Raw genomic sequence first — 21,838 nt, 5'->3', positions numbered from 1 at the left:
TGCTTATTCCTCCTTTTTGCCTGTCAGCACCACAATGGTACGGGGATTGATCTCTATATTTTTTTTGTAAGACTCTTCTCTTTCCCGGAAAAAATCTCCTTCCTCGGTATCTGAGGTATCGGCTGTTTTTTTCCAGATCATGCCTTCCGGAAGATTGGGAAGAGCAATGGTTCTGTTTTCCCAGTGAAAATTATATCCCACATAAATAAAATCATCCTCTGAACCGTCTTCTTTTTTTGCATAGGAACCGCAGTACATCACCCCGAGAAGACGGCTGGTATTTTCCTGATTCAGATACCAGGCCCTCTCTCCATGGAAAGAAATGTCCGGAAAACCTTTTGCAAGATAATCAGAGCCTTTTGGTTCCTTTTCCATGTGAAGAACCGGGTGAGCTTTCTGGAAAGCAATTGCTTCCTTTACAAATTCAAAAATCTTTTTATTTTTTCTCAGAGCCTTCCAGTCAGTCCACCCAACAGGATTATCCTGACACCAGGCATTATTGTTTCCGTTCTGAGAGTTACAGAATTCGTCTCCCCCATAGATCACAGGCGTTCCCTGACTGAGCAGAAGCATAAGAAATGCATTTTTTATCTGCTGCTCCCTCATTTTTTTTATCGCAAACTTTCTGGTCGGCCCTTCAATCCCGCAGTTCCAGGAATAATTATATTCACTGCCGTCCTGATTATTTTCTCCGTTTGCTTCATTGTGACGGTAATTATAAGAAACTGCATCATAAAGGGTAAAACCATCCTGACTTGCCATATAATGGACAGTTCCCCCTGCATTCCGAATATGACGTATATGATATTCCGTTGCCGGAAGCATTCCCTCATCACTTTTCAGATAACGGCGCATATCTTTCTGAAATGCCTCTGTACATTCCGCAGACATTTCATCCTCAGCGCTGACAGATAAATTCTGAAAAAGCTTCTTTGCCCCGTACAGAATCGAATCTCCTGCAAGAAGCTCCACAGGCACGCCGTCTCCCATAAAATGAAAACCGTCCACATGATAATAGTTTCTCCAGAACCAAGCAGCTCTAAGTGCTGTAAGAGGGCTGGTTCCACCAGGAAAATACAGTTCCATCATGCATTCCATTCCTGCCTTATGAAGAGCCTTGACCAGATCCCGGAATTCGTTTTCCGGTTCCCTTGTAGCACAGTAAGAGCGCTTTGGCGCAAAATAAAAACCTTTTACATAGCCCCAGTAATTTACTCTCTCACAGTTTCGGTTTTCTGTGATCATATGTCCCGATTCCCCATCCGGATCCGGCAGCTCCATAAATTCATAAGCCGGCATCAGTACCACTGCATTAATGCCCAGTTCTTTCCAGTAGGGAATCATATCCTTCAGTCCGCTGAAAGTTCCTCTTCGTTTCTGAGCTATTTTCTGCTGCTTCGTATATCCTCTTACATGAACCTTATATAAAATCAGATCCCGGTATGGAATATCCGGAAACTGATCTTCCTCCCAGTCATATTCCTTTTCTGTAAGAAAAGTACAGCGGATCTGATCTCCCTTTTCCCCGTTTCCCGGAACTCCAAACTGTTCTCTTCCACAGATGCCATAGGCAAATGGGTCCTGAATGATTTTTCCATCAATTCGAAAATTGTATTCGTATTTTTTTGTATTCAGCCCTGAAACCAACAGAGTGCATATTTTTCCCGTGCGTTCTGTAAAAGGAATCTCTCTGCTGGGAACTGCGCTGCCCTTCTGATACAGAACCAGAGACGCCTCTGATCCCGGCAAAACTTCTACCGCAAAATTCATTCCTTCGTTATTTCTATTGGCCCCAAGCATTACGGGATTTCCGTTTCGGATCACTATCCTGTCTCTTTTCTCCATGACCTTCTCTCCTTTTCAGCTTCCTGATCGTATCCTATATTATTTTTTCACTGATATGGAAGCTTTAAATATTGAGATCCAGCTCTACCGGACAGTGATCCGAGCCGTAGATATCTGTCATAATCTCAGAATTTATAATTTTATCGTTTACAAAATCGGAAAGTAAGAAATAATCAAGCCGCCAGCCCGCATTTCGCTCTCTGGCTTTAAAGCGATAAGACCACCAAGAATATTTTACTTCATCCGGATGTAAATATCTATAGGTATCTGTAAAACCGGATGCCAGCAGGTTACGGAACTGACTTCTTTCGGCATCCGTAAATCCTGCGCTGTTATGGTTTGTTTGTGGATTTTTAATATCTATATCTTCCACTGCTACATTAAAATCTCCACAGCAGACCACAGGTTTCTTTTCCTGCAGTTTCAGAAGATATGCCAGAAAGTCTCTTTCCCACTCCATACGATAGGAAAGTCGTCTCAGCTCGCTCTGAGAGTTTGGAGTGTATACTGTCACCAGATAAAATTTCTCAAACTCCAGAGTAATCACACGCCCCTCTTTATCGTGTTCCTCTATTCCAATTCCATTTACAACGTTCAGCGGCTCCTGTCTGGTAAACACTGCCGTTCCGGAATATCCTTTCCGATTGGCAAAATTCCAGTACTGATAATAGCCGGGAAGTTCCAGCTTCACCTGATTTTCCTGACATTTTGTTTCCTGAATGCAGAAGATATCTGCATCCAGTTTCTGAAAGCTCTCCTCAAAACCTTTTGTGATACAGGCTCTGATTCCATTTACATTCCACGAAATAAGCTTCAATTTTTTCCTCCTGTTACGTTTCTCAATCTTTGATACTTACAGTATACCATATTTAACCTTTGATACCAAACCTGTTTTGTAATTTCCGTATTTACTACTATGGTTTTTCTGTTACTGTTTACAAGCCGGTGCTTATCTGATAAAATGGTTCATAATCCCCGGTCAGCTGACCTGGGTAAATACAGAAAAGTGAGGAAACCACATGAACGAAGAATTTACAAGTTCCTGCAGCTCCAGCGACTGTGCTTCCTGCTCAGGCTGCAGCTCCAGTCAGAACCAGACACCAAATACCATCAGTCTGACACTGGATGACGATACAGAAGTAGAATGCGCTGTTCTTACTATCTACCCTGTAGAAGAAAAAGAGTACATTGCGCTTCTTCCTCTTGACGAAAATGGCCAGAACAATAGCGGAGAAGTATATCTTTATGTATTCTCCCGCACAGAGAACGGAGATCCCATGCTGGCAAATATTGAAAGTGACGACGAATATGCAAAAGCTGCAGAGGCATTTAACACGATCCTCGAAAATGCCCGTAAAGCAGAAGAAATTGAAGAAACAGGAGAGCTTCTGGATTAATTTCCAGGCTCTCCTGTTTTATAATAGTCTTTATTGATTATTTATTTGTTGTGCTTCCAAAACCACCGTTTCGAATACCCTGAGCATCATCATCTACGGTAATTCCGTACTCTACAAAAATCCCCTGCATAAATCCGGTTCCTTTTGTAAGTTCTACAGTTTTTCCTTCTCTTCCGTCATTTGTCAGCTTGGCAAAAATATGCCCTTCATTGTCAGAGTAAAAATAATCACTGTCAATAATGCCCACCGTATTGTTCAGCTGCAGACGGTACTTGAATCCAAGCCCACTTCTGGGATAGCATTTCAGAACCCAGTCCTGTTCCATTTCCACCCGGATTCCTGTTGGGATTTTGATGATCTCACCAGGCGCAAGACTGAAATCTGCAGGTGAAAAGAAATCATAGCCTGCGCTTCCTGCAGTAGCTCTTTCGGGAAGCCGAACCTCTTCATAAATCTTTCTGATCTCTTCTTCCTCTGCATCAGGAAAAGTATCTTTCCAGTCCTCAAGGAAACGTTTTTCGCTTACTTTATGAAATTTTGCAATTCTTCTCATTCTGCTCTCCTTAATGATCATGCGTGAAGAATAATTTCTCCCTGGCGAAGTGTTGCAGGAACATCAATCACACGCTGATTGTCTGACCCCTTCCAGCGAAGAGCGGGATCTTTGCGCTTCACAAGAAACTCCCCGTCCACACACACATCAAGGTACTGAACAATCTCTTCATTCTGTATTTCTTCCCAGAGAGATCCGGTATAAAGCCATATGGTTTTTTCCGGATATTTCTGACGGATTTTTTTTGCAAAATCTGTTACGCCTGCAATATTTGCAGGATGCAGGGGATCTCCTCCCGAAAAGGTGATCCCGCTGATATAATCCTTGTCCAGCTCTGCAAAAATTTCTTTTTCTTCTGCTTCCGTGAAGGCAAGACCTCCGTTTGGATCCCAGGTAATGGGATTCTGACATTCTTTGCAGCAGTGATTGCAGCCTGCCACCCAAAGTACCACACGGAGTCCGTCTCCATTGAGCATATCGTCCTTTGTTATATTATGATATCTCATAAAACCTCTTTTTTATGCCTCTTCCGGCACATCCTTAATGCTGAAGCTGATTCTGCCCATTTTGTCTTTTCCAAGACAGATGACTTTTACTTCATCGCCAATGCTCAGAACATCTTCTACCTTGTCGATTCTTTCTTTTGCGATCTTGGAAATATGAACCATGCCCTCTTTACCCGGCGCAAACTCAACAAATGCGCCAAACTCCTTGATGCTGACAACCTTTCCTGTAAAGAGCTGTCCTGCCTCAAAATCTGTTGTGATCATTTCAATCATATGAGCCGCCTCGTCCATACCTCTCTGATCTACTCCGCAAATAGATACAGCGCCTTCATCACTGATATCGATCTGTACACCTGTACGCTCGATAATAGCGTTGATAGTTTTTCCTCTCTGACCGACAACATCACCGATCTTCTGAGGATCGATCTGGATCTGAATGATCTTAGGAGCGTATTTATTTACATTGCTGCGAGGCTCTGCAATACATTTTTCCATAACCTCTGTAAGGATATATTCTCTTGCCTCTTTTGTTCTGCGGATTGCTTCTTCTACGATCGGTCTGGTAAGTCCGTGGATCTTAATGTCCATCTGGATAGCAGTGATACCTTCGTGAGTTCCGGCTACCTTGAAGTCCATATCGCCAAAGAAATCCTCAAGTCCCTGAATGTCCGTAAGAACAATATAGTCGTCATCTGTTGCGCCTGTTACCAGACCACAGGAAATTCCTGCTACCGGTTTACGGATCGGTACACCGGCTGCCATCAGAGACATTGTGGATGCACAGATACTTGCCTGAGAAGTAGAACCATTTGACTCAAAAGTCTCAGATACGGTACGGATTGCATAAGGGAAGTCCTCAGCTGACGGAAGCACAGGAACAAGCGCTCTTTCAGCCAGAGCTCCATGACCGATCTCACGGCGTCCCGGTCCTCTTGACGGTTTTGTCTCACCTACAGAATAGGACGGGAAATTGTAGTGGTGCATATATCTCTTGGAAGTTTCAAATTCATCCAGTCCGTCCAGTCTCTGAGCCTCGGAAAGAGGAGCCAGAGTTGTCACGGTACAGATCTGAGTCTGTCCACGGGTAAACATTGCAGAACCGTGAACTCTCGGGATCAGATCCACTTCTGCTGCAAGAGGACGAATCTCTGTGATCTTACGTCCGTCCGGACGCTTGTGATCTTTCAGGATCATCTTGCGGACAGTCTTTTTCTGATACTGGTAAACAGCTTCTCCAAGTACGTTCAGCCATTCTTCATTATCTGCGAATTTATCCTGAAGTCTTGCTGTGATCTCACGGATATTTTCTTCTCTTGTCTGCTTATCATCTGTAAATACAGCCTCTTCCATTTCTTCCGGAGGAACGATCTCACGGATTGCTGCGAACAGCTCTTCCGATACAGCGCAGGAAGCATACAGATGTTTTTCTTTTCCGCATTCTGCAACGATTTTATCAATAAAACGGATGATCTCCTGGTTTACTTCATGAGCTTTGTAAATTGCCTCGATCATTTTGTCTTCCGGAACCTCGTTTGCTCCGGCTTCGATCATGATGACTTTTTCTCTTGTAGAAGCAACCGTAAGCTGAAGATCAGAAATTTCCTTCTGTGCCAAAGACGGGTTGATCACAAACTCACCGTCAATGAGGCCAACCTGAGTGGTAGCGCAGGGGCCGTCAAACGGAATGTCAGAAATACAGGTTGCAATGGCAGAACCAAGCATTGCCGGAATTTCCGGGTTACATTCCGGATCAACAGACATTACCATATTTACCAGTGTTACGTCATTTCTGTAATCCTTTGGAAACAGAGGACGCATAGGACGGTCGATCACACGGGAAGTAAGGATTGCATGCTCGCTTGCCTTTCCCTCTCTTTTATTAAATCCTCCCGGGATTTTTCCTACTGCATACATTTTTTCTTCATACTCAACACTTAACGGGAAAAAGTCAATCCCCTCTCTCGGCTCCTTGGAAGCTGTTGCTGTTGAGAGAACTGTAGTATCTCCATAGTGCATAAGAGCTGCACCGTTGGCCTGTTTTGCAACACGTCCTACATCTACTGTAAGTGTTCTTCCGGCCAGTTCCATAGAATAACTTTTGTACATAGTTTTTCTCCTTTTTTAATATTGTACGGGCTGTTTGCTGCCCTGTCAAACAGGAGTCCGAAACAACTGAAAAAACCGCCTGACGCCGCACACGGGCTTTTCAGTAGTCTCGGAAATTACTCTCTGATTTCAGACAAGCAGCATAAAATCCCCTTCTTTTTTGTAGTAAAACAGGGCGGATGGAAATCCGCCCTTCCGCAAACTAATTATTTTCTTAAACCTAATTTTTCAATCAGTGCACGGTATCTTTCGATGTCTGTTTTTTTCAGGTATGCCAGCAGACCTCTTCTCTGACCAACCATCTTCAGAAGACCTCTTCTGGAGTGATGATCTTTGTGATGTGTCTGTAAATGCTCTGTAAGTTCCTGAATTCTTGCTGTAAGAACTGCAACCTGTACCTCCGGTGAACCTGTGTCACCCTCGCATCTTGCATATTCTTTCATAATTGCCTGTTTTTTCTCTTTTGAAATCATTGTGATTTCCTCCTTAAAATATATTATTTTCGGATGTCCTGTGGACATCTTTTTCTGACCGCCTCGCATTAAGAAATGGTTGGAGATTCCTGTCTCTGAATGCGGGCTGATTCACACCTAAATCAGTATAGCACAAAAGATATTGGCTGTAAATGATTATTTATTTTTTTACAGAATCCGCCGTATCTTCCTCTGTAAGAGAAAAAGCGATATTGGTTGCATGATCTGCCACACGCTCCAGACCGGAAAGAAGATCCGAAAACATCATTCCTGCCTCCGCCGTACATTCATTTCTTGTAAGACGCTGAATATGAGATTCCTGAAGCTCTCTTTCCATTCGGTCCACTTTGTTTTCCAGATCAAGGATCTCCTGCATATGTTCCTGATTATTATGAGAGAACATATCCAGCGAATAAGTGGTAATTGTGACAACCGCATCCAGCATTTCGCTCAGTTCCCGTTTTGCCTGAGGACTGAATTCCACCTGATCTGCCATGCGCTTTCTGGCAGCATCCGCCACATTCTCCGCATGGTCTCCAATACGCTCGATATCATTGACCACATGGAACAGACCGCCGATGCTTTTTTTATCCTCTGTCGGAAGCGTAGTCTGGTTTACTTTTACCAGATAATCGGTAATGGCATGGTTCAGGAAATTGATCTGATTTTCTGTCTCATAAACCTCCTGGATCTCCTTGTCATTCATTGTAAACAGAGCATCCATGGAGTGTCTCAGATTCTCAATGGCGATTTTTCCCATACGCTCCATTTCTCTGGTTGCCTCAAACACTGCGGTCGTAGGTGAAAATACAGACTTTGCGCCAATATACTGAAGCTGGAATTCCTGCGGTGATACTTTTTCTTCATCCCGTACAAAGAATCCTGTAAGTCTGACGATCTGCTTGATAAACGGAAACAGAAGCAGCACTTCCACCAGCTTGATCATAGTATGAGCATTTGCCACCTCTCTTGCAATATTGCCATGAGAGATCATGCTGATAAAGCCTGTGATCGGTTCCAACGCAAAACTGAATATCACATACATGATTCCGGTACCGATAATGTTGAAGAAAAGATGAATCAATGCTGCACGTTTTGCAATCTTCTTTCCATTAATTGATGCAAGCAGTGCGGATACACAGGAACCAATGTTGCATCCGAAAATAATAAAATAACAAATGCGGATATCCAGAAGTCCCTGCTGTGCCAGCAGCAGGACAATACCTACTGTTGCAGAAGAGCTCTGAAGCACAGTTGTTACAACAAGTCCTACCATAACCGCCAGGAAATGACTTGTCAGAGAACTCATGATCTCCACTACCTGTGGTGATTCACGAAGAACTGACATGGAATCAGACATTCCTGAAAGTCCCATAAACAAAATACCAAAGCCCAGAAGAACTTCTCCTGCTCTCTGTATCTTTGTTTTGTTGCAGAACATTACCATGACTACACCAGCCATGACGATTGCCGGCGCAAGCGCAGACAAGTTCAACGAAATCAGCTGCGAAGTTACTGTGGTACCGATGTTGGCACCCATGATCACTCCGGCCGCCTGATAAAGATTCATCAGACCGGAGTTCACAAAGCTGACTACCATAACAGTAGACGCACTTGAGGATTGGATCACCGCCGTAAAAAATGTTCCGACGAGAATGCCTCTGAGCGGAGTTTTTGTAAAAAACTCCAGAATACTTCTCATTTTGGCCCCTGCTGCTTTTTCCAGCCCGTCGCTCATAAGCTTCATGCCGTACAAAAACATACCAAGGCCGCCCATCAAACCTAGAATAATCCCTGCCATTCTCTGTTCTCCCTTGTATATTCTCCTTTTATCAATGTTTCCCCTCGTACAGAAGACACCTGTGACTGTTCAGAACCTTTCAGCCTCTGCGAAAGTATTCCTCACCCATCCGGATATCTTTCTGTATCTGCTCTTTCAGAGCTTCATAGGAAGAAAATTTTTGTTCTTTTCTGAGAAATTTCCTGAATTCTACAGTACAGTTTTTTCCATAAAGATTTTTTTCACAGTCAAAAAGATAGGATTCCACTCCAATAAAGTTTTCCCCTACCGTTGGTTTATATCCCACATTGGTAATGCCCGGATAAATCTCCTGTCCGAAGCTGGACAAAGTAATATAGACACCGTTAGGAGGCAGAAGTTTTTCCGGCATGGGAATCAGGTTGGCAGTAGGAAAAAATTCCCGATGCCCCATTCCTCTTCCATGCTCCACGATCCCGGAAACAAAATAGTCAAATCCCAGCAGCGAGGATACTTTTTCCATGTTGCCCTTTGCAAGCTCCTCTCTGATATAGGTGCTGCTGATCTTTCTGGAACCGTCCATCTCCTTGGAAAGAATTTCCACCTCAAATCCATATTTGCCACCGTATTTTTTCAGAAGTTCCGGTGTCCCTTTTCGCTCAAAGCCAAAACGAAAATCCTCTCCCACAGTCACAAAAGATGCCTGCAAAGCTCCAACCAGCACCTGACGGATAAAGGTTTCCGCTTTCATATGTCTGATGGCGCCGGTCAAAGGACATTCCAGCAGGATATCTGCTCCCATGTGTTCCAGAAAATCTCTTCGTTCTGAATTTGTAAGAACTGTTTTTCTGTCAGAAACAAAGGCCAGAACAACCGCCTGGGCTCCGGTTTCTTTTTTCTGCTCCAGGATTTTTTCCATCAGTTTCCTGTGTCCCCGGTGAATACCGTCAAATTTCCCCAGCGTTACCGCACTGTTGTTCAGTCTGGGAAACTGATCTTCAATTCTCATGTATTCCATGTCCTACTCCTGATGCATATATTATAAAAACATTTTTACCGGACGATAGGCTTCACTTGCCGGATGCCACTGGTAAATTCCGATAAACTCACCTTCACTTGTGTGCATCCGCACCCATCCGTCTCTGTAACTGCCGTCAACCAGCGCTTCTGTTACAGGATTTCCGTTTTTTAGAAGTCTGTCTGCCATTTTTTTACCGGAAAGAGCAGGATACTCTCCCAGAATTTCCCGGATTTCAATCAGATGTTCTTCTATCTCTCCCTGATCTGCCAGCGTCTGGATCTGCCCGAGAGTCAGACTGTCTTCCAGTGAAAACTGACCGGACTTTGTGCGGAGCAGTTCTTCCATGCAGCCTCCGCAGCCCAGCTTCTGTCCAATATCGTGACAAAGTGTACGGATATAAGTACCCTTGCTGCAGGTAACAGAAATCCTTACGAGAGGAAGTTCCATTTCCAGTATTCTAATCTCCCGGAAATATACAGTTCTTGGCTTACGTTCTACAGTTTTCCCTTCTCTGGCAAGTTCATACAGTTTTTTTCCATCCACTTTCAATGCAGAATACATGGGCGGAATCTGCTGCTGCTCTCCCAGAAAGGTTTCCACTGTTTTTTTTACATCCTCTTCCGTAACTGTAACAGGAAGCTCCCTCAGTACACTTCCCGTCATGTCCTGAGTATCTGTTTCAATTCCCAGATGCAGAAGAGCCTCGTAGGTTTTTTCTTTTTCTGTCAGCATATCCACAAGCCGGGTGGCCTTACCGAGAACAACCGGCAGAACCCCCTCTGCTTCCGGATCCAGAGTTCCTGTGTGGCCGATTTTTTTCATTCGCAGGATTCCCCGGAGCTTTGCCACCACATCATGGGAGGTAAACCCCTTTTCTTTTTTTACGATCAGAACTCCGTCCATCATCTGACTTTCTCCCCGCAGATCTGGCGCTCGATCTCTCTTGTCACATTGTTGATCACATCATACATGGAACCTTGAAGATCGCAGCCGGCAGCTCTTGTATGACCGCCTCCGCCAAAATATACTGCAATCTTGCTGACATCCACGCGACCATTGGATCTCAACGAAACCTTAAAAGTCTGAGTTTCTGTCTCATAAAGGAACATGGCAACCTCCACGCCTTTGGTAAGACGCAGCTGACTGACGATACCGTCCAGATCCTTGCCGTCCACGCCGTAAAATTCCATGTCTTTTTTGCGAAGATAACCGATGATACATGCGCCGTTCATAATCAGAATGCTTTCTGCCAGCACCCTGCCCATAACCTGATTCTGAATATAGGTTTTCTCATAAAAAGACTGGTCAATGATCCTGTTAAACTCAAATCCTGTTTTCATCAGTTCTCCGGCTATCCTCATAGTTTCCGGAGAGGTAGAAGAATACTGGAATACACCAGTATCATGGATCATGCCTGTATAAATGGCCGCCGCAACCGGACGGTTCACCTTGTCTGCATCCAGAAGTCCGTAAAGAACCTCACAGCAGGAGCTGACATCCCCCCTTACATGGTTGATATCCGCAAATCCCGGATTGCTGACATGATGATCAATACACACGGTCTTTTTCGCCCTGTCAAAATATTCGTCCGCCACAGCCAGACGGTCCCGCGCGCTTACGTCGCAGGTTACAAAGAGATCAAACTCTCTGTCTCCGTCTGCCTCTGTACGGATATCGCCAATTCTGTCAATATGGGAAAAGACAGGCTTGGGATGATCCAGATATATCCTGACATCAATTTCCGGAAAATGCTCTGTCACATAAAGATACAGAGCCATACAGGAACCTACACAGTCCCCATCCGGTCTGATGTGTCCGGCGATCCCCATTGTCCTTACACCGGTCAGTACCTCTGAAATGTTCTTCATATCTATCCCTCTTACTCTTCCTCAGGCTTCTCAGAAGAAGCATCTTTTCTGGTCACTTCATCGATCATTTTCGACATGTTTACTCCATACTCAATGGATTCGTCCAGGATAAAACGGATTTCCGGTGTATTTCTGAGATTCAGGTTCTTTGCAAGCTGGCGTCTGATATAGCCTTCTGCACTTTTCAGACCTGTGATAGTGGCTTTTTTTGCCTCATCATTTCCCAGAACACTGATATATGCCTTACATGTTTTTAAATCAGGAGCCACTTCTACAGCCATGACAGATGTCATGGGATGAATACGGGGATCTTTGATCTCCCCACGGATAATGGAGCTTAATTCTTTCAGAACTTCTCCGTTGATCCTTGTATTCTTAATACTGTTTTTTCTCATTTATGCTCACTCCTATCTTGGTACCTCTACCATGATATAGGCCTCTACGCGGTCTTCTTCTTTGATATCGTTAAAGCCGTCAAATACAAGACCACACTCGTAGCCTGCCTTTACTTCTTTTACATCATCTTTAAATCTCTTCAGGGATGCAAGCTCGCCCTCAAAGATCTGCTCGCCTTCTCTTGTAATGCGAACCTTACAGTTTCTCTGGAAAATACCGTCAAGCACATAGCTTCCTGCAATTGTTCCTACTCCGGAAGCCTTGAACAGCTGACGGACCTCTGCATGGCCGATCACCTTTTCCTCGAATACCGGATCCAGCATACCCTTCATGGCAGCTTCCACGTCTTCGATAGCCTGATAGATAACTCTGTACAGACGAAGATCTACGCCTTCCTGATCTGCAAGCTGTTTTGCCATAGCATCCGGACGCACATTAAATCCAATGATAATGGCATTGGAAGTTGCTGCAAGAGAAACGTCAGATTCATTTACTGCGCCAACGCCTCCGTGGATCACACGGACAACAACCTCTTCATTGGAAAGCTTGGTAAGACTCTGCTTCACTGCCTCCACAGAACCCTGTACGTCAGCCTTGACAATAAGCGGAAGCTCTTTCAGATCGCTTGCCTGAATCTGGTCAAAAAGATTATCCAGGGAAAGCTTGCCTTTTGTTTCCTCAAGAAGACGGTTCTTGTTCTCAGATACAAAGGCTCCTGCAAAGTTTTTGGCTTCTTTGTCACTTGGGAAGGACATCAGGATCTCACCTGCATTTGGAACATCTCCCAGACCCAGGATCTCAACCGGAGTAGAAGGGCCTGCCTCTTTTACTCTGCGTCCCTTATCATCCATCATAGCGCGGACCTTTCCGCTGCATGCGCCTGCTGCAATAAAATCACCTACGTGAAGGGTTCCTTTCTGTACCAGGATTGTGGCAACCGGACCCTTGCCCTTATCAAGCTGAGCCTCGATCACAAGACCTCTTGCCGCACGGTTGGGGTTTGCTTTCAGCTCACATACTTCTGCAGAAAGAAGGATCATTTCCAGAAGAGTGTCAATGCCTTCTCCTGTATGTGCGGAAACCGGAACAAAGATTGTGCTTCCGCCCCAATCCTCAGGAATCAGCTCGTACTCAGAAAGTTCCTGTTTTACTCTCTCTACATTTGCGCTTGGCTTATCAATTTTGTTAATGGCAACAATGATCTCTACGCCTGCTGCCTTGGCATGACTGATAGCCTCTACTGTCTGAGGCATTACACCGTCGTCTGCCGCTACAACAAGAACTGCAATATCCGTTGCATTGGCACCACGCATACGCATGGCTGTAAAAGCCTCATGTCCCGGTGTATCCAGGAAAGTAATCTTCTGACCGCCGTTTTCTACCACATAAGCACCAATGTGCTGTGTGATTCCGCCGGCCTCTCCTCTTGTTACGCTTGTATTACGGATAGCATCAAGAAGAGAAGTTTTACCATGGTCAACGTGACCCATAACGCAGACTACCGGAGGTCTGGAAACCATATCAGCTTCATCTTCTTCCTCTTCTTTCAGAAGCTCTCCGATCACATCTACTTTCTCTTCAGGCTCTGCGATAATGTCATAACCCAGAGCAATTTCCTGAGCTTTTTCAAAATCGATCTCATGGTTTACGGTTACCATGGTTCCTTCCATAAAGAGCTTTTTCACAATTACAGACGGCTGCATTTTCATAGCCTCTGCAAGCTCGCGGATCGTCATTTTTTCTGGAAGAGTAATCTCCTTGATCTCTGGCTTCTTCTCTTCCTGTTTCGGCTGCGGAGTCGGTTTCTGAAGAGCTTTTGGAAGTCTGGACATATTTCGTCTTCCGCCTTGATTCGGTCTGTGTCCGCCGCCCTGGGATTTATCAAAATCTTTCTTTTTGTTTTTATTTTCTCTGTCGCGCTCTCTCTTGCTGTCCTTGGAGGTCTTTGTCAGCTCCGGAGTAAATACTGCGTCGCCGTCATTTCTTCTTCCTCCCGGACGCTGGCCGGAACGATTTCCGCCTGCAAAGCGGTTATTTCCGTCAGGTCTTCCCTGACCGCCTCCCTGAGGACGTCCCTGACCCTGAGGTCTTCCTCCCTGGCCGCCTCTTGCAGGACGATTTCCGCCTTCTCCGTTTCTTACCGGTCTTCCGTCATTATTTCTTGCAGGTCTTCCCTGACCGCCTCCCTGAGGGCGTCCCTGGCCTCTGTTGTCAGAAGATCTTCTGTCTCCGCCACGGAAATCACGGTTTCTGTCACGTCCGTCACGATTGTTGTCACGGCTTCCCTCTCTGCGTTCTCTTGGCTGACGGTTCTGGTTTCTTCCTCCTGTCTGCTCCTGAGAAGGTCTGTTCTTTCCTGTATTCTGCGCTGCTGTCTCCGGGTTCTTTGTTTCCGGTGTCTTTGCCTGTTCTGTCGGTCTTGCTGCCGGAGCCTCTGGCTGACGTTTTACTGCTTCAGCCGGTTTCTTTGGCGCTGCCTCTGTGTTTCTCGGCGCTTTTGCCGCCTGTGGACCTTTTGCCCCCGGTTTCCTATCCTGTGCCTGACGTTTCGGTCTGTTTTTGCCTCCATCGCTGGCATTCTGTGCGTGATACACACGAATAATATTTTTTTTCTTTTTGGGAGCCTCCGCTTTTTCTGCTTCCGGCTTCGCTGTTACCATCTTTTCTTCTGTTCTGGAATTATCCACCTTGGTAATCTGCTCCTTTCCCCTGTGTAAAAATTTCTGGTTGATATATGCAACAGATGCTTCGTCAAGACTGCTCATATGGCTTTTGACTTCCACACCTTTTTCTTTTAAAGCTTCTATGACTTCTCTGTTCTGTCTGCCGATTCTGGCAGCCAGCTCATGCACTCTGATCTTTGCCATGCAATTCCCTCCTTCAGGTCTGTGATTTCTCAAGTTCCTTCAAGATCGCTTTCGCAAAATTTTCATCCTGAACCGCAAGGCTGGCGCGGAACTCCTTTCCGCAGTATTTTCCCAGTTCTTCTTTATCTCCAAAAACATAAACCGGTACTTCATAAAAATCGCACATGTCCCGGAATTTCTTCCGTGTGTTTTCTGACGCGTCTTCGGCCACCAGAACAAGAAAGCCTTTTCCTGTTTTGACGGACTTTTCTGTGGAAAATTCTCCACTGACGGTTTTTCCCGCCCTTGTGGCAAGTCCTACCAATGATAAAACTTTACTGCTGTTTTTCAAGCTTTTCAAACTCCTTTTTCAGGTCCTCGTAGACCTCCTGCGGAATCTCTGTTTTCAGTGAACGTTCGATCCCGTGATTCTTTACTGCCTTATTCAGACATTCCATGGAAATGCACAGGTATGCACCCCGTCCGTTTTTTCTTCCTGTAGTATCCAGAAGAATCTCATTTTCCGGAGTCTTTAAAACCCGCATCATTTCTTTTTTATTTTTCATTTCCCTGCACCCGGTACACTGGCGCATGGGGATTTTAGTTTTCGCTTTCATACTCTTCTTCGCCGGATTCTTCAGCATGTTCTGCAGTATCTTCGGTGTCCTCTGCTTCCACGGAAGCTTCTTCTGTCACCTCATCCTCAGTTTCCTGCTCCACGGCTGCCTCTTCGCTGTGTTCCTCATCTGTGTAGTATTCGTCTTCCTCATACTCCTCGTCATAGTCATACAGCTCGCCGGACTCTCTTGCCTGAGTTTCGCTCTTGATATCAATTTTAAATCCGGTAAGACGAGCTGCCAGACGGGCATTCTGTCCTTCTTTGCCGATTGCAAGAGAAAGCTGGTAATCCGGAACAACTACAAGCGCTGTTTTTTCATCCGGGTCTGCCATAACTGCAATAACCTTTGCCGGACTTAAAGCATTCTCGATCAGGATCGCCGGGTTCTCATCCCAGTTGATGATATCGATCTTCTCGCCGCGAAGCTCCTCAACAATAGCGTTGACTCTGGCTCCGTTCATACCTACACAGGCGCCTACCGGATCTACATCCGGGTCATTGCTCCATACGGCAATCTTTGTACGGGAACCTGCTTCTCTGGCAATACTCTTGATCTCTACTGTTCCATCCCTTACCTCTGCCACTTCTGATTCAAACAGACGTTTCACAAGTCCCGGATGTGTTCTGGAAACAAGAATACGCGGTCCCTTGGGAGTATCTTTAACCTCAAGGATATAAACCTTGATTCTCTCAGTAGGATGGAATTCCTCACCCTTAACCTGTTCATTCTCGCTTAACATTCCGTCTGCTTTGCCCAGATTCACACTGACATTTCTGCCCATGATACGCTGTACAATACCTGTGACAACTTCTTTTTCCTGTCCGTAATACTGATCGTAAAGAACCTTGCGCTCTTCCTCACGGATTTTCTGAAGGATCACGTTCTTGGCATTCTGTGTTGCGATACGTCCGAACTCTTTGGACTGGATCTGCACTCTTACCGTGTCTCCCTCCTCGGCATTTGCATTGATCTTCTGTGCATCAATAAGAGAGATTTCCAATGCCGGGTCCTCAACAAAATCTGTTACGATACGCTCTGCATAAACGCTGAAATCACATGTTTCCGGATCAATGGTCACATGCACGTTGTCTGCCTTGCCAAAATGGTTCTTGCAAGCCTGGATCAGTGACTGCTCAATAGCCCCCAGCAGAGTATCCTTACTGATATTTTTTTCTTTTTCCAGGATATCCAGTGCTTCCATTAACTCTCTGTTCATTTTTCTTCTTTCCTCCTGTTTTTCTACACTGTTAAAATTCGATTTTCAAACGGATCAGGGCAATTTCCTTTTTATCAAATGTGCGTAAAGCACCGTCCTCCTCAATCGTCACACTGTTATCATCATATGCAGTCAGAATTCCGCTGAATTCTTTTTGTTTTTCTATGGGACGGTAGGTACGGAGTTCTACAGCTTTTCCCATGCTTCTGACAAAGTCTTTTTCTTTTTTCAGAGGTCTGTCAAGACCGGGAGAACTGATCTCCATGATATAGCTGTCCTCAATAAAATCATCCTCATCAAGTCGGTCGCTGAACTTCCGGCTGACTGCCTCACAGTCATTTACCGTAATGCCGCCCGGCTTGTCAATATAGCCTCTCAGGTACCAGTTTCCTGCTTCCCTCACATACTCCACATCCACAAGCTCAAAGCCTGCTTCCTCCACAATGGGAGCAAGAAGGGCTTCTGCCTTCTGTTCGTATTCTTCTCTTCTGCTCATGTTTTCCACCTGCCTTTCGCACATACGGATGCCGGATCACACACTGTCATTTCCCGATGTATGATCACTTTCGCAAAAAGAGTGGACCGAAGTCCACTCTTATGCTATCCGTTATCATGTTATAATTATCATAGCACCTTCCATAAGGAAAAGCAAGGATTAATTTCAGAGCCTCGGTCTGACCCCTTTTGTATCACGCTTTGCAAGGCGCACTTTATTCAGTACATAAGGCTTGTCGCGGAAGGTGATCGTATACTCCTGATGGCCTCCCAGAAGGTACGCGTGCTCCAGCTGATCCCCGTCTGCCAGTTTCATTCCTCTTACTCCGATAGAGGTCTTTTTCATAGTGGAAACCTCATTCTTTAAGAATCTCAGGAAACTTCCTCTCACACTCTGCAAAACCACCTGTTCCATTTCCCCGGCGCTTCCCACAAAGATCACTTCATCACCGTCCGCAAGCTTCGTGGAAGCAATGGTGCGCTTGGCAACGTCAAACTCTTTGCCCTCCACCAACTTACACATGGAGGTTTTTGTTACAAAAAGAAGGGTGTCATTTTTAATCTGACTGACAGGCGCCACGTAAAGAATCTGTTCTGCCGCACTGTCATAGTTACTCAGATTGTCTGCCGGTGTTCCTTTGTCCCTGAATCTTACAAGAGGAATATCCACAGCCTTAATGGTATGAAGCTTGCCGTTGTCTGTAAAAAGACAGATTTTGTCCGTATTCATACAGGTAAACACATAACGGTTCTCACTGCAGGCAGCTTCCTTATTTCTTTCATAGGCATTTTTGTCGATCAGCTTCATATAGCCAAAACGATCCATCAGGAAGCAGACCTCTGTTTCCTCCATTTTCTTTTCTTCGTAAACAGCTTCCTCTGCATTTTCAACGGAGGTTCGTCTTTTTGTACTGTATTCTTTCTTAATGGCATCCAGCTCTTTTATGATCACCTCTGCCATGGAGTCATAATGATCCAGAATATCCTTATAAAGAGCAATATTTTTCATAGTCTGCTCATACTCTGCCTGAAGAGCCTCGATCTCCAGACCGATGAGTTTGTAAAGCCGCATATCCAGGATAGCTGTGGCCTGCTTCTCTGTAAACTGAAGTTTTTTCGCCGCTTTCTCACTTGCCTTTGTCTTAAAGTGAATCCCTTCGGCAGTTCCTTCCACAAGACACTTCTTTACCTGTTCCCGGTTTTTGCTGCCGCGGAGTATCTCAATGATCAGGTCGATCACATCACAGGCCTTGATCAGTCCTTCCTGAACCTCCTGTTTTTCCAGTTCTCTGCCCAGAAGGGTATTGTATTTTCTCGTAGTTACCTCAAAAAGAAAATCTACATGATGCTCGATCACCTGCTTCAGGCTGAGAGTTTCCGGCCTTCCATTTGCAACCGCCAGCATATTTACGCCAAAAGTATCCTCCAGCCGGGTTTTTTTATAAAGCATATTGGTGAGATTTTCTACATCTGTGTCTTTTTTCAGCTCCAGGACAATCCGGATTCCCTCCTTGGAAGATTGATTGGAAATATCCACAATGTCCGTAGTTTTTTTTGTTTCCACAAGAGAAGCTACGTCATTAAGAAACTTGCCGATGTTTGCACCAAGCATGGTATAAGGAATCTCTGTGATCACAAGCTGCTTTTTGCCGCCCTTCAGCTTCTCAGTTGTGACCCTGCCCCGGATCCTCAGCTTTCCGGTTCCTGTCTCATAGATTTTTTTCAGATCGTCCTTGTTGACCACAATTCCTCCGGTAGGAAAATCCGGTCCCTTAATATAACGCATCAGACCTCTGATACTGATCTGATCATCTTTCATATATGCTTTTACTGCATCGATCACCTCGCCCAGATTATGAGGCGGGATGCTGGTTGCCATACCTACTGCAATTCCTTCCGCACCATTTACAAGAAGATTTGGAATCTTTACCGGAAGTACAGAGGGTTCCTTTTCTGTCTCATCAAAGTTCGGCACAAAATCCACAACATTTTTGTCCAGATCCTCCAGGAAAACCTCCTGGGTCAGTTTTTCCAGCCGGGCTTCTGTGTATCGCATGGCAGCAGCGCCGTCTCCCTCTATAGAGCCAAAGTTTCCATGACCGTCCACAAGAGTTTTTCCTTTTTTAAACTCCTGAGCCATCACAACAAGTGCTTCATAAATAGAACTGTCGCCGTGAGGATGGTACTTACCCATGGTATCGCCTACGATACGGGCACATTTACGGTATGGCCTGTCATAGCGGATTCCAAGCTCATACATATCATACAGCGTTCTTCGCTGCACCGGTTTCAGTCCGTCTCTCACATCAGGAAGAGCACGGGAAATAATCACGCTCATGGCATAGTCAATATATGATTTCTGCATAATCTCCGAATAATCTGTCCGGACAATATTTTCCTGTTTTGTTTCCATCTGTTATTCCTTTCAAACATTCCATTGAAGCAGCTCTGACACTGCCATTTTATCGGGAGAGAATTCCTGCATCCATTCCCGATTTTGTTTTTATATTCTCGAAACGGAACTCTGCTCCCATTTCTGATATTATTTCTGTATTCTCAAAACGGAACTCTGTTCCTATTGCTGTTATCGTTTCTATGTTCCCGAAACGGAACTATGATCCTGTTGCTGTTTCTGTTTTTTACACATCCAGCTCTGCATCTGCCGCATGTTCATAAATAAAGGCCTTACGTGGCGGAACGTCGCTTCCCATAAGGATTTCTGTGATACTGGATGCAAGACGGGCATCCTCGATCTCCACTCGCTTCATTCTTCTTGTCTCAGGATTTAACGTTGTCTCCCACAGCTGATCTGCGTCCATCTCTCCAAGACCTTTGTACCTCTGGAGGGTAAAACTTCCCGGCTTATGGGTTTTGCGGTATTTTTCCAGAGCCTTATCATCATAAAGGTACTCCTCCGGGCCTTTTTTCGGCATGGCTTTATAAAGAGGCGGCATAGCAATATATACATGTCCCTCATAAATAAGCTCCGGCATAAAACGATAAAACAAAGTCAGCAGCAGGGTGGAAATATGGGCTCCGTCCACATCTGCATCTGCCATGATCACGATCTTGTCATAACGCAGCTTGCTGATATCAAAGTCATTTCCGTAGCCCTCTGAGAAACCGCAGCCAAATGCGTTTATCATAGTCTTGATCTCCGCATTTGCAAGCACCTTATCAATAGTCGCTTTTTCTACATTCAGGATTTTTCCTCTGATTGGAAGAATAGCCTGGTAATTCCGGTTGCGGGCTGTCTTTGCAGAACCGCCTGCAGAATCTCCCTCCACAATAAAAATCTCGCACTGGGAAGGATCCTTTTTCTCACAGTTAGCCAGCTTGCCATTGGAATCAAAAGAATATTTCTGCTTTGTAAGAAGATTGGTTTTGGCACGCTCCTCAGTTTTACGGATCTTGGCAGCCTTTTCCGCACAGGAAAGAACTGTTTTCAGAGTTTCCAGATTACGGTCAAAAAACAGAACAAGCTGCTCTCCCAGCACTTTTCCTGTAGCTTTTGCCGCATCCTGATTATCCAGCTTTGTTTTTGTCTGTCCCTCAAATCTGGGCGCCGGATGCTTGATGGACACCACTGCTGTCATTCCGTTTCGTATATCTGCTCCGGTAAAGTTGGCGTCCTTGTCCTTTAACACACCAATCTCACGGGCATACGTATTCATCACCGTGGTAAACGTAGTTTTAAAACCTGTCAGATGTGTTCCACCCTCTGCGTTGTAAATATTGTTGCAGAAGCCCAGAACGTTTTCACGAAATTCGTTTGTATACTGGAAAGCTGCCTCCACCTGAATGCCGTCTGCCTCTCCCTTCAGTAGAACCGGCTCATGTAACACTTCCGATTTATGGTTCAGATCACGAAGATAGCCCACAATTCCTTCCGGTTCATGGTACTCCTCAGCTTCGATTTCATCCCCTCTTTTATCCTCAAAAAGAATAGTCAGTTCAGGATTCAGATAAGCAGTTTCATGAAGACGGCTTTTTACCTCCGTTGCAGAAAATCTTGTTTTTTCAAATATCTCCGGATCCGGCAGAAAATTCACGCAGGTTCCGGTCTCCCTTGTCCGCCCGAGCTTTGGCAGAAGTCCGTCCTCCAGCTCAATGGCAGGAATTCCTCTTTCATAACGGTCATGGTGTACATAGCCGTCTCTGCTGATCTTAATGTCAAGATATGTGGACAGAGCATTTACCACCGACGAACCCACTCCGTGAAGACCGCCGCTTGTCTTATAGGCAGAATTATCAAATTTACCACCTGCATGAAGTGTGGTAAATACCAGACGCTCTGCAGAAACGCCTTTTTCATGCATATCTACAGGGATTCCTCTTCCGTTGTCAGCAACCGTGCAGGAGCCGTCCTTTTCCAGAACCACATGGATGTTGGTGCAGTATCCTGCAAGATGCTCGTCCACCGCATTGTCCACGATCTCATAAATAAGGTGATTCAACCCCTTTCTTGAAACACTTCCTATATACATACCGGGACGTTTCCGCACTGCTTCCAGCCCTTCCAGGACGGAAATACTTCCTGCATCATACGTTTCCTTCTTTGCCATGACTGTCTTATTTCCTTTCTTTCTCTCATTTCAAACATTCGTTCTGTATCATAACCCATTCCTGTGCTTTTTGCAAGTATGGTAAATGAAAAAAACACGACAAACGCATGAATGATTTTCCTTTCCTAATCTGCTTTCAGTATCTTTTTTAAGAATTTAATACTTCTTCTAA

19 protein-coding genes are annotated in these 21,838 nt (G+C 45.1%); 1 reads left to right on the top strand and 18 read right to left on the bottom strand.

The window, feature by feature from the left end; genetic code table 11:
• Positions 1-3: 3 nt before the first annotated feature.
• Together LU279_RS05735 and LU279_RS05730 are read right to left on the bottom strand one after the other, a co-directional pair.
• Positions 4-1,845: a Type II secretory pathway, pullulanase PulA and related glycosidase gene (locus tag LU279_RS05735; RefSeq protein ID WP_274421560.1), complete on the bottom strand. Its 1,842-nt coding sequence runs from the start codon at positions 1,843-1,845 to the stop codon at positions 4-6.
• A gap of 64 nt (positions 1,846-1,909) precedes the next feature.
• On the bottom strand, positions 1,910-2,662 hold the full coding sequence (locus LU279_RS05730) for an exodeoxyribonuclease III (protein ID WP_274421558.1): 753 nt from the start codon (positions 2,660-2,662) through the stop codon (positions 1,910-1,912).
• A gap of 202 nt (positions 2,663-2,864) precedes the next feature.
• Between LU279_RS05730 and LU279_RS05725 the strand changes: the two genes are divergently transcribed.
• On the top strand, positions 2,865-3,242 hold the full coding sequence (locus LU279_RS05725) for a DUF1292 domain-containing protein (protein WP_274421556.1): 378 nt from the start codon (positions 2,865-2,867) through the stop codon (positions 3,240-3,242).
• Between the two features lie 37 nt (positions 3,243-3,279).
• Here the strand turns inward: LU279_RS05725 and LU279_RS05720 are convergent, their stop codons facing one another.
• The 16 genes from LU279_RS05720 to LU279_RS05645 form a co-directional block, all read right to left on the bottom strand.
• Positions 3,280-3,795 (bottom strand): deoxyuridine 5'-triphosphate nucleotidohydrolase, encoded by a 516-nt coding sequence (locus LU279_RS05720; protein WP_274421555.1) that lies wholly within the window; start codon positions 3,793-3,795, stop codon positions 3,280-3,282.
• Between the two features lie 17 nt (positions 3,796-3,812).
• Positions 3,813-4,301 carry an anaerobic ribonucleoside-triphosphate reductase activating protein gene (gene nrdG / locus LU279_RS05715; protein ID WP_274421554.1) on the bottom strand — a complete coding sequence of 163 codons (489 nt, stop codon included), beginning with the start codon at positions 4,299-4,301 and terminating at the stop codon, positions 3,813-3,815.
• A gap of 12 nt (positions 4,302-4,313) precedes the next feature.
• Positions 4,314-6,407, bottom strand: a complete 2,094-nt coding sequence (locus LU279_RS05710) for a polyribonucleotide nucleotidyltransferase (RefSeq protein ID WP_274421553.1) — start codon at positions 6,405-6,407, stop codon at positions 4,314-4,316.
• 206 nt (positions 6,408-6,613) lie between these two features.
• Positions 6,614-6,880: a 30S ribosomal protein S15 gene (rpsO, locus tag LU279_RS05705; protein ID WP_015542977.1), complete on the bottom strand. Its 267-nt coding sequence runs from the start codon at positions 6,878-6,880 to the stop codon at positions 6,614-6,616.
• A 160-nt stretch (positions 6,881-7,040) separates the two neighbouring features.
• Entirely contained in the window at positions 7,041-8,681 is a 1,641-nt protein-coding gene (locus LU279_RS05700) for a Na/Pi cotransporter family protein (RefSeq protein WP_274421550.1), read from the bottom strand.
• Between the two features lie 79 nt (positions 8,682-8,760).
• Positions 8,761-9,657 (bottom strand): bifunctional riboflavin kinase/FAD synthetase, encoded by an 897-nt coding sequence (locus LU279_RS05695; protein ID WP_274421549.1) that lies wholly within the window; start codon positions 9,655-9,657, stop codon positions 8,761-8,763.
• A 21-nt stretch (positions 9,658-9,678) separates the two neighbouring features.
• Positions 9,679-10,566 (bottom strand): tRNA pseudouridine(55) synthase TruB, encoded by an 888-nt coding sequence (truB, locus tag LU279_RS05690; RefSeq protein ID WP_274421548.1) that lies wholly within the window; start codon positions 10,564-10,566, stop codon positions 9,679-9,681.
• On the bottom strand, positions 10,563-11,528 hold the full coding sequence (locus tag LU279_RS05685) for a DHH family phosphoesterase (RefSeq protein ID WP_274421547.1): 966 nt from the start codon (positions 11,526-11,528) through the stop codon (positions 10,563-10,565). Before LU279_RS05685 ends, truB begins: the two co-directional genes overlap by 4 nt.
• A gap of 11 nt (positions 11,529-11,539) precedes the next feature.
• Positions 11,540-11,923, bottom strand: coding sequence for a 30S ribosome-binding factor RbfA (gene rbfA, locus LU279_RS05680; RefSeq protein ID WP_022067144.1), 384 nt, complete (start codon positions 11,921-11,923; stop codon positions 11,540-11,542).
• 12 nt (positions 11,924-11,935) lie between these two features.
• Positions 11,936-14,791 (bottom strand): translation initiation factor IF-2, encoded by a 2,856-nt coding sequence (gene infB, locus LU279_RS05675; protein ID WP_274421546.1) that lies wholly within the window; start codon positions 14,789-14,791, stop codon positions 11,936-11,938.
• 13 nt (positions 14,792-14,804) lie between these two features.
• The gene (locus tag LU279_RS05670; RefSeq protein WP_274421545.1) at positions 14,805-15,122 is read right to left on the bottom strand and encodes a L7Ae/L30e/S12e/Gadd45 family ribosomal protein; all 318 of its coding nucleotides are present in this window, start codon (positions 15,120-15,122) and stop codon (positions 14,805-14,807) included.
• Positions 15,106-15,387, bottom strand: a complete 282-nt coding sequence (gene rnpM / locus LU279_RS05665; RefSeq protein ID WP_138269889.1) for an RNase P modulator RnpM — start codon at positions 15,385-15,387, stop codon at positions 15,106-15,108. Before rnpM ends, LU279_RS05670 begins: the two co-directional genes overlap by 17 nt.
• On the bottom strand, positions 15,371-16,606 hold the full coding sequence (gene nusA, locus LU279_RS05660) for a transcription termination factor NusA (protein ID WP_274421544.1): 1,236 nt from the start codon (positions 16,604-16,606) through the stop codon (positions 15,371-15,373). The genes rnpM and nusA overlap by 17 nt, the downstream gene beginning before the upstream one ends.
• Positions 16,607-16,637: 31 nt before the next feature.
• Positions 16,638-17,102 (bottom strand): ribosome maturation factor RimP, encoded by a 465-nt coding sequence (gene rimP / locus LU279_RS05655; RefSeq protein WP_274421543.1) that lies wholly within the window; start codon positions 17,100-17,102, stop codon positions 16,638-16,640.
• 165 nt (positions 17,103-17,267) lie between these two features.
• The gene (locus LU279_RS05650; RefSeq protein ID WP_274421541.1) at positions 17,268-19,514 is read right to left on the bottom strand and encodes a DNA gyrase/topoisomerase IV subunit A; all 2,247 of its coding nucleotides are present in this window, start codon (positions 19,512-19,514) and stop codon (positions 17,268-17,270) included.
• A 226-nt stretch (positions 19,515-19,740) separates the two neighbouring features.
• Positions 19,741-21,666 carry a DNA gyrase/topoisomerase IV subunit B gene (locus tag LU279_RS05645; RefSeq protein ID WP_274421540.1) on the bottom strand — a complete coding sequence of 642 codons (1,926 nt, stop codon included), beginning with the start codon at positions 21,664-21,666 and terminating at the stop codon, positions 19,741-19,743.
• Positions 21,667-21,838 lie beyond the last annotated feature (172 nt).

This window comes from Blautia sp. XA-2221, from assembly GCF_028767025.1.
Classification (GTDB): Bacteria; Bacillota; Clostridia; order Lachnospirales; family Lachnospiraceae; genus Blautia_A.
The sequence above is the reverse complement of the archived record's forward strand: the minus strand, read 5'-3'. Positions and strand labels throughout refer to the sequence as shown.

Excerpts from the sequence above, each read along its gene's own strand:
- LU279_RS05650 (WP_274421541.1), bottom strand. The coding sequence starts at position 19,514 with ATGGAAACAAAACAGGAAAATATTGTCCGGACAGATTATTCGGAGATT.
- LU279_RS05725 (WP_274421556.1), top strand. The coding sequence starts at position 2,865 with ATGAACGAAGAATTTACAAGTTCCTGCAGCTCCAGCGACTGTGCTTCC.
- nusA (WP_274421544.1), bottom strand. The coding sequence starts at position 16,606 with ATGAACAGAGAGTTAATGGAAGCACTGGATATCCTGGAAAAAGAAAAA.
- LU279_RS05735 (WP_274421560.1), bottom strand. The coding sequence starts at position 1,845 with ATGGAGAAAAGAGACAGGATAGTGATCCGAAACGGAAATCCCGTAATG.
- LU279_RS05685 (WP_274421547.1), bottom strand. The coding sequence starts at position 11,528 with ATGAAGAACATTTCAGAGGTACTGACCGGTGTAAGGACAATGGGGATC.
- rbfA (WP_022067144.1), bottom strand. The coding sequence starts at position 11,923 with ATGAGAAAAAACAGTATTAAGAATACAAGGATCAACGGAGAAGTTCTG.
- truB (WP_274421548.1), bottom strand. The coding sequence starts at position 10,566 with ATGATGGACGGAGTTCTGATCGTAAAAAAAGAAAAGGGGTTTACCTCC.
- rpsO (WP_015542977.1), bottom strand. The coding sequence starts at position 6,880 with ATGATTTCAAAAGAGAAAAAACAGGCAATTATGAAAGAATATGCAAGA.
- LU279_RS05710 (WP_274421553.1), bottom strand. The coding sequence starts at position 6,407 with ATGTACAAAAGTTATTCTATGGAACTGGCCGGAAGAACACTTACAGTA.
- LU279_RS05695 (WP_274421549.1), bottom strand. The coding sequence starts at position 9,657 with ATGGAATACATGAGAATTGAAGATCAGTTTCCCAGACTGAACAACAGT.
- LU279_RS05700 (WP_274421550.1), bottom strand. The coding sequence starts at position 8,681 with ATGGCAGGGATTATTCTAGGTTTGATGGGCGGCCTTGGTATGTTTTTG.
- LU279_RS05645 (WP_274421540.1), bottom strand. The coding sequence starts at position 21,666 with ATGGCAAAGAAGGAAACGTATGATGCAGGAAGTATTTCCGTCCTGGAA.
- LU279_RS05720 (WP_274421555.1), bottom strand. The coding sequence starts at position 3,795 with ATGAGAAGAATTGCAAAATTTCATAAAGTAAGCGAAAAACGTTTCCTT.
- rnpM (WP_138269889.1), bottom strand. The coding sequence starts at position 15,387 with ATGAAAGCGAAAACTAAAATCCCCATGCGCCAGTGTACCGGGTGCAGG.
- rimP (WP_274421543.1), bottom strand. The coding sequence starts at position 17,102 with ATGAGCAGAAGAGAAGAATACGAACAGAAGGCAGAAGCCCTTCTTGCT.
- infB (WP_274421546.1), bottom strand. The coding sequence starts at position 14,791 with ATGGCAAAGATCAGAGTGCATGAGCTGGCTGCCAGAATCGGCAGACAG.
- nrdG (WP_274421554.1), bottom strand. The coding sequence starts at position 4,301 with ATGAGATATCATAATATAACAAAGGACGATATGCTCAATGGAGACGGA.